This is a genomic window from Bradyrhizobium aeschynomenes (genome assembly GCF_013178945.1).
Classification (GTDB): Bacteria; Pseudomonadota; Alphaproteobacteria; order Rhizobiales; family Xanthobacteraceae; genus Bradyrhizobium; species Bradyrhizobium aeschynomenes.
This window is the reverse complement of sequence record NZ_JABFDM010000013.1, coordinates 25,304-38,244: the sequence shown is the minus strand read 5'-3', so window position 1 is coordinate 38,244 and position 12,941 is coordinate 25,304. Positions and strand designations below refer to the sequence as shown.

Genomic DNA, 12,941 nt, shown 5'->3' with positions numbered 1-12,941 from the left:
CCTGCTGTCCGCTCACTCCGCGTCACTCCTTGTAGAGTTTGCGGAAGTCCGGATGCGTGTGGAACCAATATTCGAAGCCCTTGACGTTCTTCTGCATCGCGTAGTCGGCGAAGCGGGTGTAGAGCGGGATGCGCGGCAGATCTGTCATGACGATGTCGACCATCTTGTTCAGGCTGGTCTTGTAAACTTCCGGATCTCGGGTGAAGCGGGCCTCGTCGATGACCTTGTCGAGGTCGGGATTGACGTAGTTGGCGGTGTTGAATACCGAATTGTTGCCGCCATGGAACGTCCAGAAGAAGAAGTAGTCGGGATAATCGAGCCAGCCGTAGAATTCGGCGATCACCATCGGCATCGTCTTGCTGGCCATCTGCGCGAACCAGTTCGAGCCTGGCACCTTTTCGATCGTCAGCTCCACACCGATGTTCTTGAGGGCCTCCTGGATCAGGATCGCGGTCGGCTCACGCACCGTGGACTCGCTGAGGTCGATCGACAGCGTCGTCTTGAAGCCGTTCGGGAAGCCGGCCTCGGTGAGTAGCTGCTTGGCCTTCGCGAGATCCTGGCCGTGCTTGATCGGCACCGGCCAGGTCGCGTCGGGATAGGGCTTTGCCGGATCGCCGCCGAACATTGGCTTGGCGCGGTTGTAGAGCGCGGAGCTGACGATCTCCTTGTAGGGAATGGCGTAGGAGATCGCTTCACGCACCTTCGGATTGTCGAACGGGGCGATCTTCACGTTCATGTCGACGAAGACGAGGTCGTTCTGCACGGGCACGCCGATGATCGTGACCTTGCCCTGCTCCGCCAACTCGGCATAGTCCTTCGGCGGCAGTCCGACCGACATGTCGACGTCGCCCTTCTCCAGCAGTGCGCGGCGCGTGCCGGCCGAGGCGATCTGCCGATAGACCACGCGCTTGAGCTTGGGCAGCGGTCCGGACTTCCAGGCGTCGAACCGCGTGAAGACGGTCTGCTGTCCCGGCGTCCACGATTCGACCTTGTAGGCGCCGCCGCCGCAATCGTTGCGCGACACCCAGTCGAACGCCCACGGGTCCTGCGCGGTGGCGTGCTTCTTGGCGAGCTCGGAGTTGATGATGACCGGCACCGGCACGACGAGGTCCGGCATGGTCAGCTTGTTGAACTGGTCGAACGTGGCCTTGAAGGTGTGATCGTCGACCACCGAGAACTGCTCGGGCTTGACCAGCGAGCCGGCCGCCATCTGCACGGCCGGAAAGCCGCCGGCGGCGATGGCGCGGTCGAACGACCATTTGACGTCCTTGGCGGTGACCGGCGTGCCGTCGTGGAATGTCGCGTCCTTGCGCAGATGAAAGATGTAGGTCTTGCCGTCCTCGCTGGCTTCCCAGCTCTCGGCGAGCTCCGGCGTCATGATCTTGGCGTCGTAGGACACCGTGCCGTCCGCCAGCGTCTTCTCGCCATGGCTGACGAGCCGGTCATAGGCCTGCCAGACCACCATGCGGCTGTGATCGTTGGCGGTCGGCACCATCGTGTCGAGGCCGTTGGGGCCCATCTCCGATACGATCACCAAAGTGTCCTTGGCGATCTCCGCATGCGCGATGGCGCCTGGCAGCACAGCGGACGCTGTGAGCAACGCCGCTGCAACGAGACTGCGATAGAGCTTCATATCGTGCGTCCTTTCTGGATGTTTCAGGTGGGGGTGGAGGCAGTGTCAGAGGCCGAGCTCGGTCAAAAGCTTCGGCCATTTGTGAGCCCATGGGCGCGCCTGTTCGAAGGCGCCGGAGGCGGCGAGCACGGTCCGATCCGCCAGATGGCGGCCGATGATCTGCATGCCGACAGGAAGGCCCGTCTTGGTGAAGCCCGCGGGGATCGTCGCGGCGGGCTGGCCGGTGAGGTTGCAGATGAAGGTGAAGCAGAGCCAGTCGCCGGTCGTGACCATCTTGTCTTCGATGATCTCGGGCCCCTGCATGTAGAGCGGAAAGGCCGGCACCGCGAGCGTAGGCGTGATCAGGAGATCGTAGTTGGCCATGAACCGCCACATGCGGTTGCAGACCATCTGGCGGATCATCTTGGCATCGGTGAACTCCTCCGCCGTCCACTGCCGCTGCAACAGCGCCACGAGATGCGGCGACATCTCCTTCTCGCGCCCCTTCATCATCCGGCGCATGCCGGTGAGATCGGTGTCGCCGGCGACGATGGTCCAGAAATGCGGAAACGGATCGTCCCAGCCCGGATTGGCGCGCTCGACCGTGCAGCCGAGATCGGTCTCGAATACGCGCACCGCCTCGGAGACGACGCGCCGGACCTCCGGGTCGACCGGCGCATAGCCCCAGTCCTCGCTATAGGCGATGCGCAGGCCCTTGATGCTCTCCTTGGTGGCATCGACGTAGTCGAAATCGGCTGATGGAATCGAGTAGCGATCACGCGGATCGGGTCCCGTAATGACCTTCAGCATCAACGCGGAGTCGGCCACGGTGCGGCTCATCGGGCCTACATGTTCGAGCGATTCCCAGCTCGACACGCCGGGATAGCGCTCGTCGCGGCAGCCCGGATACAGCGGCACGCGGCCCATCGAAGCCTTGATGCCGTAGAGGCCGCACAGCGCCGAGGGAATGCGGATCGAGCCGCCGCCGTCGGAGCCGATCGCGAACGGCGCGACACCTGACGCGACCGAGGCACCCGAGCCGGCGCTCGATCCACCCGACGTCATGTCGAGATTCCAAGGATTGCGCGTCGCCGGAAATACCGGATTGTGGCCGACGCCGCTGTAGCCGAACTCCGGCACATTGGTCTTGCCGATGATGACGGCGCCAGCGGCCTTGAGGCGCTCGACGACGATGTCGTCCTCATCCGGCACGAAGTCGCGGTAGAGCGGCGACCCCATCACCGTGAGGATGTCCTTGGTCGCGACCAGATCCTTGATGCCGATCGGCACGCCGGCGAGCAGGCCGGGATCCTCGCCAGCCGCGATCTTCGCGTCGACGGCGGCGGCCGCAGCACGCGCAACGTCGGGGGTCGGCGTGCAGAAGGCATGGATGTGCGGCTCGAGCTTGTCCATGCGGCGCAGGACCGCCTCGGTGACCTCAGTGGCCGAGAGAGTCTTGTCCTTGACCTTCGCCGCAACGGTGACGGCGTCCATGCGGCAGATTTCGTTGTCAGCGCTCATCGTTTCCTCCAGCGGGTGAAACAGCGAAGTGGCAGGCGGCGAAATGATCCGGTCCCACCGCGCGCAGCGGCGGCATGGCGCTGGCGCAGAGGTCAGCCGCCTTCGGACAGCGTCCGTAGAAGCGGCAGACGTTGGGATCGGGATTGATCGGGCTGGCCGGGCTGCCGTCGAGCCGGGGCCGCGCTTCGCCACGCCGCGCGGGATCCGGGATCGCGGCGACCAGCGCCTGCGTGTAGGGATGGCTTGGCGCGGTGAACAGCGCCTCCGCCGGCGCAATCTCGACGATCTTGCCGAGATACATCACGACCACGCGGGAGCAGAGCAGCCGCACGACGTTGAGATCGTGCGACACGAACAGATAGCTCATCGACAGCCGCGCGCGCAAATCGGCGAGCAGCCGCAGGATCACGGCCTGCACGGAGACGTCGAGCGCCGAGGTCGGCTCGTCCAGGATCAGCAGCGAGGGCTCGACGGCGACCGCGCGCGCGATGCCGACGCGCGCGCGCTGACCGCCCGAGAGCTGATGCGGATAGCGCTGCAGCAGTTCGTCCGGCAGCCCGACCAGGGCGGCGGTGGCATGAACGCGGCGCGCGATCTCGGCGCTGTCGCTGAGGCCGAGCAGCCGCTTCAAGGGATCGGCGATCGCCTGAAAGGCACGGAAGGAGGGATTGAGGCTCTCGGTCGCATCCTGGAACACGACCTGGATGCGCCGCCGGTTCGGCGAGGCGGCAAACTTCGCCTGCGCGATCGCGGTGAGATCCTCGCCATCCATCAGGACCTGGCCCGCGGTGGGATCGATCAGCCGGCCGAGGAGGCGCACCATAGTGGACTTGCCGCAGCCGGACTCACCGACGAGACCGACGCTTTCTCCGGCTGACATCATCAGGCTGACATCGTCCACCGCATGAAGGTTCGCCCCCTTCCCCGCCCGCTTGATCGGGTACAACTTGGACAGTGACCTGAGCTCGAGCAGCGCCGTCATGACAGCGGAAACCGGCAACGCACGAGGTGCTGGGGCGACAACTCGGTCCAGGGCAGCTCCGCCTCGTCACAGATGGGCTGCCTCAGCTCGCAGCGTCCGCTGAAGCGGCACGGCGGCAGCGCGCCGCGCAGATCGGGCAGATGGCCCGGAATGGCATTGAGATCGTCGAGCCGCGAATCCGGCACCGGCGTGGCCGCCAGCAGCCGGCGCGTGTACGGATGCGCCGGACGCTCCAGCAGCTCCTCGGTCGGCGCGATCTCGACGATGTGGCCGGCATGCATGACGGCGATGCGGTCGCAATATTCGCCGGCGAGGCCGAGGTCATGGGTGATCAGCAGGGTCGACATCTGCGTCGCGCGGCTCATCTCCCGGATCAGGTCCATGATCACGGCCTGGGTCGTCACATCGAGCCCCGTCGTCGGCTCGTCGGCGATCAGCACGGACGGCGTGCAGGCCAGCGCCATCGCGATCATCACGCGCTGGCACATGCCGCCGGAGAGCTCGAACGGATAAGCCTCCGCGCGGCGTTCGGGATCGGGAATGCGCACCCGCGCGAGTGCTGATATCGCCGCCTTCTTCAGGTCGCGCCGCGGCAGCGCGGCATGTTCCTGCAGGACGTCCTCGATCTGCTTGCCGACCTTGCGGATCGGATTGAGTGCGGTGCGCGGGCTCTGGAAAATCATCGCCATCTCGCGTCCGCGCAGCTCGCGCATCGCCTCGGGGCGCGCCGCCAAGAGATCGATGCCGCCCATCGTGATCGCGCCCTTGGTGATGCGTGCAGCGGCATCGTTGAGGCCCATGACAGTGTAGGCGGTGACGGATTTGCCGGAGCCGCTTTCGCCGACCACGCCGACGATCTCGCCGCGCGAGACCGACAGGCTGACGGCATCCAGTGCCCGTACCACGCCGTGCCGGGTGCGAAATTCCACGGAGAGATTATCGATCTCGAGCTGCGCCATCACACGCGCTTTCTCGGATCGAGCAGATCGCGCAGCCCGTCACCCAGCATGTTGAAGGAGAACACCGCGAGCACGAGCGCCGCGCCCGGGAACATGAACGCCCACCACTCGCCGGAAATGATGTAGCTCGCGCCTTCCGACACCATGATGCCCCATTCCGGCGTCGGCGGCCGGACTCCGAGCCCGATGAAGGACAGGCCGGCGGCATTGAGGATCGCCCAGCCCATGTTGAGCGAGGCCTGCACCATCATCGGCGGCAGGATGTTCGGGACGATGTGGTTGATCAGCACGCGCAGCGGCCCATTGCCGCCCATGCGCGCCGCCTCGACATAGCCGAGCTCGCGCCGCACGTTCACCTCCGCGCGGGCGAAGCGGCAGTAGAACGGCAGGTTGATGATCATGGTGGCGATGATGATGTTGGCGACGCTGTTGCCGAGCGCCACCACGATGCCCATCGCGAGCACGAACAGCGGGAACGCCATGATGGTGTCCATCGCCCGGCCGATGATGCGATCGGTCCAGCCGCCGAAATAGCCGGCGAGCGCGCCGAGCGCGAGGCCGACCACGAAGGACAGCGCCACCGCCGACACCGCCATGCCGAGATCGAGCCGCGTCGCGACGATGACGCGGCTCAGGATGTCGCGTCCGAGCGCATCGGTGCCGAACGGATGCAACAGGCTCGGGCGCGCGAGCTTGGTCGTCGCCGAGGTGAGCAGAGGATCGTAAGGCGCGATGGAGGGACCGAAGATCGCGCACAGCGTCAGCAGTGCCAGGATGATCGCGGCGACCAACGTGAGGCGGTTTTCGCCAAACGCGTAGCCGGTGTTGCGGGCGAGCGTGACGAGACTCATCGCTCAGCCCTCGAACCGGACGCGGGGATCGACCAGCGTTGCGAACACGTCGACCGCGAGATTGAGCAGCACGTAGAGCACGGCCATCATCAGCACGAAGCCCTGCACCGCCGCGTAATCGGAGGCGATGACCGCTGCCACCGCATAGGCGCCCACGCCCTGCCAGCCGAACACCTGCTCGATCAGCACGTTGGAGCCGATCAGGAAGGAGAACACCATGCCGAGCACGCTCGAGACCGGCAGCAGCACATTGCGGAAGGCGTAGGCCATCAGGATCTTGCGCACCGGCAGGCCGCTGGCCCGCGCGGTGCGGATGAAATCGCTGCTCAGCGCCTCGAGCATCGCGGCGCGCGTGATCCGCGCAATCGGCGCCAGTGCGAACAGGCCGAGTGAGATCGCAGGCAGGACAAGTTGTGCCAACGCCGCGCGCAACACCGGCCAGTCGCCCGCGATGACGGCGTCGATCGTATAGGCGCCGGTGACGCGGGGCGGCGGCGAGAAGGCGATCTCGTCGAGCCGGCCGAGCGGCTGCGGCGCCCAGCCGAGCAGAAAGTAGAAGATGTAGACGAATAGAAGGCCGACGAAGAAGGTCGGAAAGGCGGCGCTGACGGTGACCAGCGCGCGGCAGGCATGATCGACGCCGCCATTGATGCGGGTCGCCGCCCAGACTCCCATCGGAATGGCGATGCCGATGGCGAACAGTAGCGCGAAGGACGACAGCTCCAGCGATGCGGGCAGCCGTTCGAGCAGATCGGTCAGCACCGGCTGCCCGGTCGTGAGGGAGCGGCCGAGATTGCCGTGCGCGAGATCGGCGATGTAGCTGACGAACTGCGCCGGCAGCGGACGATCCAGTCCTAACGTGGCGCGAATGCTGGCGATCGACGCGGCATTGGCCGCAGGCCCGGCGAAGAACGCTGCGGGATCTCCGGGCAGCGCGCGCGAAATGAAAAACGTGAGAACGACGACGCCCACCAGGCTCGGGATAGTGCCGAGCAGTCGTTTCCAAACGAAAGCCATCAGCGGTTCGCCTGCCATCATCGCCGCGGCGACGGCTTGCGCCGCGCGCCTCAACGGGTGAGGCCCCATCGACAGTCGGACGCAGCCAGGGGCAATTGGCATGCATCACAATCCTGTCGAATTCAAGCAAACGCTATGCCACCGTCGCAGCGGCCTTTTCAACTGCAGGATTGGAGGAAAAGCTCGCGGGTTGTGCGCCAATTCTGTTGCATGGAGAACTGCGGAACTCAGCGCGCTTTACGCTCATTGCTTCCGTTCTCGCCACATGCATGAAATTCATGCAATCGCGCAGAGATCAGCGAGATGACCGATGCCTGCAATCGACCTAGAGCATGATCCGGAAAAGTGGAAACCGGTTTTCCGGGAAGATCATGCTCAAACAAAGGGATAGGACCATGATGCGCTTCCGTGGAATCGCCTCATGATCTAGTGGACCTGAGGCGTGTTGACCCAGACGATCCGCGCCTCGTCGGATCCGACGTTGCGATAGCTGTTGGTCAGATAGGCCTTGAAGAAGAAGGAGTCGCCGGCGGTCATCAGATAAGTCGTGTCGTCGATGGTGAGTTCGATGGTTCCGGACACGAGATAGCCGACAGCCTCACCCTGATGAGTGATGAGATCGACCTTCTCACCGCCGGGGGCGACGACGTGAATGTTCGCCTCGAGCAAATTCCCTGCGGCCACCGGCACCAGGCGCTCGTAGATGACGCCCTCGCCGCCGCGCAGCGCATCGACCGGCACCTTCATCCGATCCTCAGGCTTCTGCACCAGCTTGTAGTCGTCGACCCTCAGGCCGAAGAACGAGGCCATGTCGCGGTCGAGCGCGTGGACCATCTTGTCGAGCATCGGCAGCGACGGCATGACCTTGCCGGCCTCGATCTTGGAGATCATGCTTTCATCGCAGCCGACCACGTGCGCAAGGTCGCGCATCCGCATTCCCTTGGCCAGACGGGCGCGCCGAAGGCGCGGACCGATATCCAATGTGCTTTCCGAGCTCACGCAGCGGGTTCCAGCAATTTCAGCTGACCGATCTATGCATAATAATCACGTGATTTACCAGCATGTTGTGCGGACCGAAAGGTAATCAGGGGCATCTGATCGCTGCGCCGCGTTGAGCCAGGCCGCACCGCCTCCCCGCCAATCGGCTGATATCCGCGGTTCACGCGAGCAAAGCACGGTGTTCGCCGGGCCGGAACCCGAAAGGCAAGTTGAAGTTCTAGTTCGGAGGATTGGACATTCGCCTGAGTGGCACCGCTAGCGCCGCGCGCGCGAGGTCAGGTCCCGAGCTGACACTTCTCATCCGTATGGTGTCTTTCGGTTCTGACAGTCGTCGACAGCTCTTGGCAGACCGCGAACACCAGACATATCCGCTGATTACGGCATACTTCACTGGAGGCCTGACATGTCGACCAAACCTGCTCTGCTCGGCCGCACGGCCGTCATCGCTTCATTGACCGCACTCGCGATCGGCGCCTTGAGCCCGACCAGTGCCGACGCGCGAAATGGCCGCTGGCACGGCGGCGGCGCCGCGGCCGGCGCAGCGATCGCGGCAGGCGTCATCGGCACCGGTCTTGCGATCGCCGCGAGCCGCGACGCCTACGATTATTATGATGGTCCGGTCTATGGCGGCCCGGCCTACCACGCGGCGCCGTCCTATTACGGCCCGAACCCGAACGCCTACGGCTATTATCGCAAGGGCGAATACCCCTATCAGGTCTATGGCGGCGACAGCCCGAATGCGGTCTGCGCCCAGGGCACGACCTGGAATTGCCGCTGAGGCCTATCCTGATCGATACCTCGGAACGGCGGCCGCGCCTCCCTGGCCGGCCGCCGGCACCGACCGCCGCCAATTGTCCTACCGAGTTCGATCGCACGTCCTTCTGCGCACATCTTCGCGAACTCAATCCCGTGCATCTCGACGCAGGGAATGATCAGTTAACGCGCGAGCGGCACAATGTCGCCGTCCTCGCACAGAACCGCGGCCAGATTGGATTCCTTCGTTGACAATGCGAGGGACAGTTATCTACCTTATTTGAAGGGTGTCCTCGTCGAACGTGGCATGCACTGATCTGGCCGACGTCGTCCGGCTCCTTGCATTAGACGCTTCGTTTGAAGACGGACCCTGACGAGAATCATGGACGCGGCATGTAAGCCATTCGTTGCCTCATTCGGGAGGTACGGATGGCTTTTTTCGTTTGCCGCTTGAGAAGCGTCCGATGCGTCCGCGTGGCCAGAACGGCAACGCATGTCCGAGTGCGAGCGTGCACCTTATCGCGAGAGAGGAAAGAACGATGGCAGCAACAGATCTCCACTATCTCGGACTCGTCGATATCGGGCGGAAGATCCAGGCCAAGGAGCTGTCGCCGGTCGAGGTGACCAAGGCCATGCTCGGGCGGATCGAGCAACTCGACGGCAAGCTCAAGAGCTTCGCCTATGTGATGGCGGACTCCGCGCTCGCCGAGGCTGCGGCGGCCGAGACAGAGATTGCCTCCGGCAAGATCAGGGGACCGCTGCACGGCGTGCCGGTGGCGGTGAAGGATCTGTGCTGGGCCAAGGGCGCGCCGGCGGCGCACGGCATGACCATTCATCGTGACTTCCGTCCGACGGAGGACGCCACGGTGGTCGCGCGGCTGAAGGATGCCGGCGCCGTCATCCTTGGCAAGCTACAGCAGACCGAAGGCGCTTACGCCGATCATCATCCGAAGATCGATCCGCCAAAGAATCCCTGGAATGCAGATCTATGGCCCGGCGCATCCTCGAGCGGGTCCGGCGCCGCTACGGCAGCCGGCCTCTGCTTCGGCTCGCTCGGCACGGATACGGGCGGCTCGATCCGCTTCCCATCCGCAGCCAATGGCGTCACCGGACTCAAGCCGACCTGGGGACGTGTCAGCCGCTACGGCGCGTACGAGCTCGCGGCGACGCTGGATCACATTGGGCCGATGGCGCGGCGCGCGGTCGACTGCGGTGCCATCCTTGGCGTTATCGCAGGACAGGATCCCAAGGACACGACCTCGGTTCCGCTGCCTGTGCCCGACTATCTCGCCGATCTCTCCGGCAATCTCCGGGGCGTGAGGATCGGGATCGACAGGCGCTGGACGAGCGAAGGCACCGACAGCGACGCAGCCGGCGCGCTGGCCGAAGGCCTGCGTGTGGCGGCCGATCTCGGTGCTGAGATCAAGGAGATCGAATTCCCTGATCCCCAGGCGATCATCGACGATTGGTTCCCGCTTTGTGGCATCGAGGCCGCGGTCGCGCACGAGGACACCTATCCTGCGCGCAAGGACGAGTACGGTCCCGGACTCGCGGGCCTGCTGGATCTCGGCCGGCAACAATCAGGCAGGGACTATCAGAAGATCGTGCTTCGGCGCGAGGCGTTTCGCGGCGCGGTCCGCGTGTTGTTCGAGTCCATCGATCTGCTTGCGGTTCCGGCGCAGGCCTTTGCTGCGCCGAGCCTCGCCAAGATGGCGACACTCGGCGAGGACGCTTCGCTGATCGGTGGCCTGCTGCGTTTCACCTGCCCGTTCGACATGACGGGAAGTCCGACCGTGACCTTGCCGGGAGGCTTTGCTGCGAATGGCGGTCCGGTGGGCTTCCAGTTCGTCGGCCGTCATTTCGACGAGGCCAGCCTGGTCCGCGCCGGCGATGCGTTTCAGCGCGTCACCGACTGGCACAAGCGTCATCCCGGGATCTGATACGGACAGCGATCAGGTTCGCCCGCAGAACTAGACGAGCGTTCGTTAGAACCGGTCGCTTCCCGATCGAGGTCTCGCCATCTCCATTGCGGTCACGCTCCGCGAAAGCGGAGCATCCAGTACTCCGCGGCAGAAGAGATTCACCGAGGTGTCACGGCGTACTGGATCGCCCGCTTTCGCGGACGATGACAGCCGGTGACCATGATCAATGTGCCAGGACTTCGGAAACGGCCGTTCAGGACATCTCAGCCGCAGCCGCCTCCCTGATCTCGACGCGGATCGGCGTCGGATCGAAACCATTGCAGGGGTTGTTGACCTGCGGACAGTTCGAGATCACGAACAGCACGTCCAGTTCGGCGGTGACGTCGACATAGTTGCCCGGCACTGAGGGACCATCCAGCACGGTGAAATTGCCGGTGGGCTCGATCGGCACGTTCATGAAGAAGTTGAGGTTGGAGACGATGTCGCGCTTGGTCAGGCCGTGTCGCGACAGCTCCAGGATGAAGTTCTCCCGGCAGGCATGCTGGTAGCGTGTCGCCTCGCCGAAGCGCACGGCGTTGCTCTCGCAGGAACAGCAGCCCGCGGAGGTGTCGTGGCGGCCGCAGGTGTCGGCGGTGATCCTTGCCATCACCCGGCCGCGGTTGGAGATGAGCTGCGTGCCGAGCTCGAGATAGGCGGAGCCCTGGACACGCAACGTATCCTGCGCGCTGTAGCGCTCGGCGGAATCGTCGGCGACATACATCAGCGCGTCAACCGCCTGCTCGCCTTCGCTGTCGATGATGCGCAGCGTCTGGCCCTTCTTCAGCACCCGCGACCAGGGCTGCTCGGCGGGAATGTCGAAGGCGTAGACGAGAGTGCCCGGGTCGGTCGATGACATGATCACGCTCCCTCAGACGAACAGCTGATCGGTGAAAGCGTAGGCGCGCAGCGCCTCCGGCGACGCCGTGCGGCAGACGTCGTCGGCGGCGGGCGGCGGCAGACGGTGGCGGATCAGCGTGACCGGGGCGGTCGTGGCCGGCCGCGCCGGGTCGAGCGGATGGGCGCAGTTGGAGACCGCGACGATCAGGTTCATCTCGGCACGCAGATCGACGAAATCGCCGGCGCGCTTGCGCGCGGCGTGCCAGACGAAGCGCCCCGTCGCATCCGTCGTCACCGGCGCAAAGAAGGTCACGCAGGGCGGGATGTCGCGCAGGCCGAGCCCAATCTTGGCGGCCGCGGAGATGAAGTTCGCCTGCGTGTTGCGCATCACCTCGCCATAGGGCGAGAGCGTCGAGTCCGCGGTCGAGCCGCCGACCAGGAGATCATGCGCGCCGGACGTATCCTCGATCACCGACAGGAGCACCCGTCCCATGTCCGACAGGATCATCCGGCCCTTCGACAGTGCTGCGCTCCACTGCACCTTCACCGTATCGGCGCAGTTGATCCGCTCGCTCGGATCCTCGGTCCGCCACGCCAGCAGCGACACGCTCGAGCGCCCGAGATCATCGATGATGCGCAGGCCCTCGCCGCGCGCCAGCCGCACCGTCGTGTGCCAGCCGGGCGGCACCTGCTCGGTCTGGATGATCGCGTCCGGCGCGACCGGCGCACCGTCGAGCGCCGTCGGTGCTGGCAACTGCTTGAGCTCCTGCCCCGCCGCGCGCAGCTCCTCATAGCGGCGGCGGTTGGCCGCGGCCCGCTTGGACTTGCCTCCTCCGCTCATGCTGATGTCACCGTGAAATGCGCCTCGACCGGCTTCCCGGCCTTGCCGTTGATCGGCAGGATATCCTGCGGACAGGCCGAGAACGCGATCACAAGGTCCATCTCGGCGCGCAGGCGCACATGGCCGCCGGGCACGGGGCGAGGCGGCGCGGCAAAGCCGAGCGTGCCCTGGGCGTCCCACGGAATGTTCATGAAGAGGTTGAGCGGGCTCGGCACCTCCGGCGGCGTCAGGCCGAGCTCGGCCATGCCGGCGAACAGATTGTCGGTGCAATTGTCGTGATGGCCCTCGTGCCCGAGAAACGCGTAGCGATAGCGGTCGCATGCCGCGATCAGGGTGTCGTGGATGCCGCCCGAAGTGTCCTCGATCATCGTCAGGATCGGCCGGCGCATGTTGGTCCGGAGCACGTCGCCCGGCCGCGGCACCAGATGCAGCGAATGCGCGCGCGTGTGCTCGTTCGACATGAACTCGGAGAGGTCGGCACGGTTGAACGCCCAGGTATCGACCACCTGCTCGCCATGGGTGTTGATCACGGTGACGATCTGGCCTGCCGCCACGAACGCCGCCTTGCCGCGCCGCGCGGGAATCTCGATCGGTTCCATTGCACTCTC

At 65.0% G+C, this 12,941-nt stretch carries 12 protein-coding genes; 2 read left to right on the top strand and 10 right to left on the bottom strand.

The window, feature by feature from the left end; all coding sequences use genetic code 11:
* Positions 1-22 precede the first annotated feature (22 nt).
* The 7 genes from HL666_RS28510 to HL666_RS28480 form a co-directional block, all read right to left on the bottom strand.
* On the bottom strand, positions 23-1,633 hold the full coding sequence (locus tag HL666_RS28510; protein ID WP_172184849.1) for an ABC transporter substrate-binding protein: 1,611 nt from the start codon (positions 1,631-1,633) through the stop codon (positions 23-25).
* A 45-nt stretch (positions 1,634-1,678) separates the two neighbouring features.
* Positions 1,679-3,133 carry an amidase gene (locus HL666_RS28505; protein WP_172184847.1) on the bottom strand — a complete coding sequence of 485 codons (1,455 nt, stop codon included), beginning with the start codon at positions 3,131-3,133 and terminating at the stop codon, positions 1,679-1,681.
* Positions 3,123-4,115 carry an ABC transporter ATP-binding protein gene (locus HL666_RS28500; protein WP_172184845.1) on the bottom strand — a complete coding sequence of 331 codons (993 nt, stop codon included), beginning with the start codon at positions 4,113-4,115 and terminating at the stop codon, positions 3,123-3,125. The genes HL666_RS28505 and HL666_RS28500 overlap by 11 nt, the downstream gene beginning before the upstream one ends.
* Complete coding sequence (locus HL666_RS28495) at positions 4,112-5,074, bottom strand: ABC transporter ATP-binding protein (RefSeq protein ID WP_172184843.1); 963 nt, start codon at positions 5,072-5,074, stop codon at positions 4,112-4,114. Before HL666_RS28495 ends, HL666_RS28500 begins: the two co-directional genes overlap by 4 nt.
* Entirely contained in the window at positions 5,074-5,925 is an 852-nt protein-coding gene (locus HL666_RS28490; RefSeq protein ID WP_172109401.1) for an ABC transporter permease, read from the bottom strand. Before HL666_RS28490 ends, HL666_RS28495 begins: the two co-directional genes overlap by 1 nt.
* Positions 5,926-5,928: 3 nt before the next feature.
* Positions 5,929-6,945: an ABC transporter permease gene (locus tag HL666_RS28485; protein WP_210262283.1), complete on the bottom strand. Its 1,017-nt coding sequence runs from the start codon at positions 6,943-6,945 to the stop codon at positions 5,929-5,931.
* Between the two features lie 423 nt (positions 6,946-7,368).
* On the bottom strand, positions 7,369-7,941 hold the full coding sequence (locus tag HL666_RS28480) for a cupin domain-containing protein (protein ID WP_311976542.1): 573 nt from the start codon (positions 7,939-7,941) through the stop codon (positions 7,369-7,371).
* 403 nt (positions 7,942-8,344) lie between these two features.
* Here HL666_RS28480 and HL666_RS28475 point away from each other — a divergent pair, with 403 nt between their 5' ends.
* Together HL666_RS28475 and HL666_RS28470 are read left to right on the top strand one after the other, a co-directional pair.
* Positions 8,345-8,719 (top strand): hypothetical protein, encoded by a 375-nt coding sequence (locus HL666_RS28475; protein WP_172184839.1) that lies wholly within the window; start codon positions 8,345-8,347, stop codon positions 8,717-8,719.
* Between the two features lie 514 nt (positions 8,720-9,233).
* Positions 9,234-10,634, top strand: coding sequence for an amidase (locus HL666_RS28470; protein ID WP_172109405.1), 1,401 nt, complete (start codon positions 9,234-9,236; stop codon positions 10,632-10,634).
* Between the two features lie 235 nt (positions 10,635-10,869).
* On the opposite strand, the gene HL666_RS28465 is transcribed toward HL666_RS28470, so the two are convergent.
* From HL666_RS28465 to HL666_RS28455, 3 genes are read right to left on the bottom strand one after another with little or no spacing between them, the layout of a single operon-like run.
* The gene (locus HL666_RS28465) at positions 10,870-11,511 is read right to left on the bottom strand and encodes an urea amidolyase associated protein UAAP2 (RefSeq protein ID WP_172109406.1); all 642 of its coding nucleotides are present in this window, start codon (positions 11,509-11,511) and stop codon (positions 10,870-10,872) included.
* A 12-nt stretch (positions 11,512-11,523) separates the two neighbouring features.
* Positions 11,524-12,333, bottom strand: a complete 810-nt coding sequence (locus tag HL666_RS28460) for an urea amidolyase associated protein UAAP1 (protein ID WP_172184837.1) — start codon at positions 12,331-12,333, stop codon at positions 11,524-11,526.
* Complete coding sequence (locus tag HL666_RS28455; RefSeq protein ID WP_172184835.1) at positions 12,330-12,932, bottom strand: DUF1989 domain-containing protein; 603 nt, start codon at positions 12,930-12,932, stop codon at positions 12,330-12,332. The genes HL666_RS28460 and HL666_RS28455 overlap by 4 nt, the downstream gene beginning before the upstream one ends.
* Positions 12,933-12,941 lie beyond the last annotated feature (9 nt).

Bases quoted from the DNA above. Each gene is read 5' to 3' on its own strand.
- HL666_RS28475 (WP_172184839.1), top strand. From the start codon at position 8,345: ATGTCGACCAAACCTGCTCTGCTCGGCCGCACGGCCGTCATCGCTTCA.
- HL666_RS28510 (WP_172184849.1), bottom strand. From the start codon at position 1,633: ATGAAGCTCTATCGCAGTCTCGTTGCAGCGGCGTTGCTCACAGCGTCC.
- HL666_RS28465 (WP_172109406.1), bottom strand. From the start codon at position 11,511: ATGTCATCGACCGACCCGGGCACTCTCGTCTACGCCTTCGACATTCCC.
- HL666_RS28505 (WP_172184847.1), bottom strand. From the start codon at position 3,133: ATGAGCGCTGACAACGAAATCTGCCGCATGGACGCCGTCACCGTTGCG.
- HL666_RS28460 (WP_172184837.1), bottom strand. From the start codon at position 12,333: ATGAGCGGAGGAGGCAAGTCCAAGCGGGCCGCGGCCAACCGCCGCCGC.
- HL666_RS28490 (WP_172109401.1), bottom strand. From the start codon at position 5,925: ATGAGTCTCGTCACGCTCGCCCGCAACACCGGCTACGCGTTTGGCGAA.
- HL666_RS28455 (WP_172184835.1), bottom strand. From the start codon at position 12,932: ATGGAACCGATCGAGATTCCCGCGCGGCGCGGCAAGGCGGCGTTCGTG.
- HL666_RS28495 (WP_172184843.1), bottom strand. From the start codon at position 5,074: ATGGCGCAGCTCGAGATCGATAATCTCTCCGTGGAATTTCGCACCCGG.
- HL666_RS28470 (WP_172109405.1), top strand. From the start codon at position 9,234: ATGGCAGCAACAGATCTCCACTATCTCGGACTCGTCGATATCGGGCGG.
- HL666_RS28500 (WP_172184845.1), bottom strand. From the start codon at position 4,115: ATGACGGCGCTGCTCGAGCTCAGGTCACTGTCCAAGTTGTACCCGATC.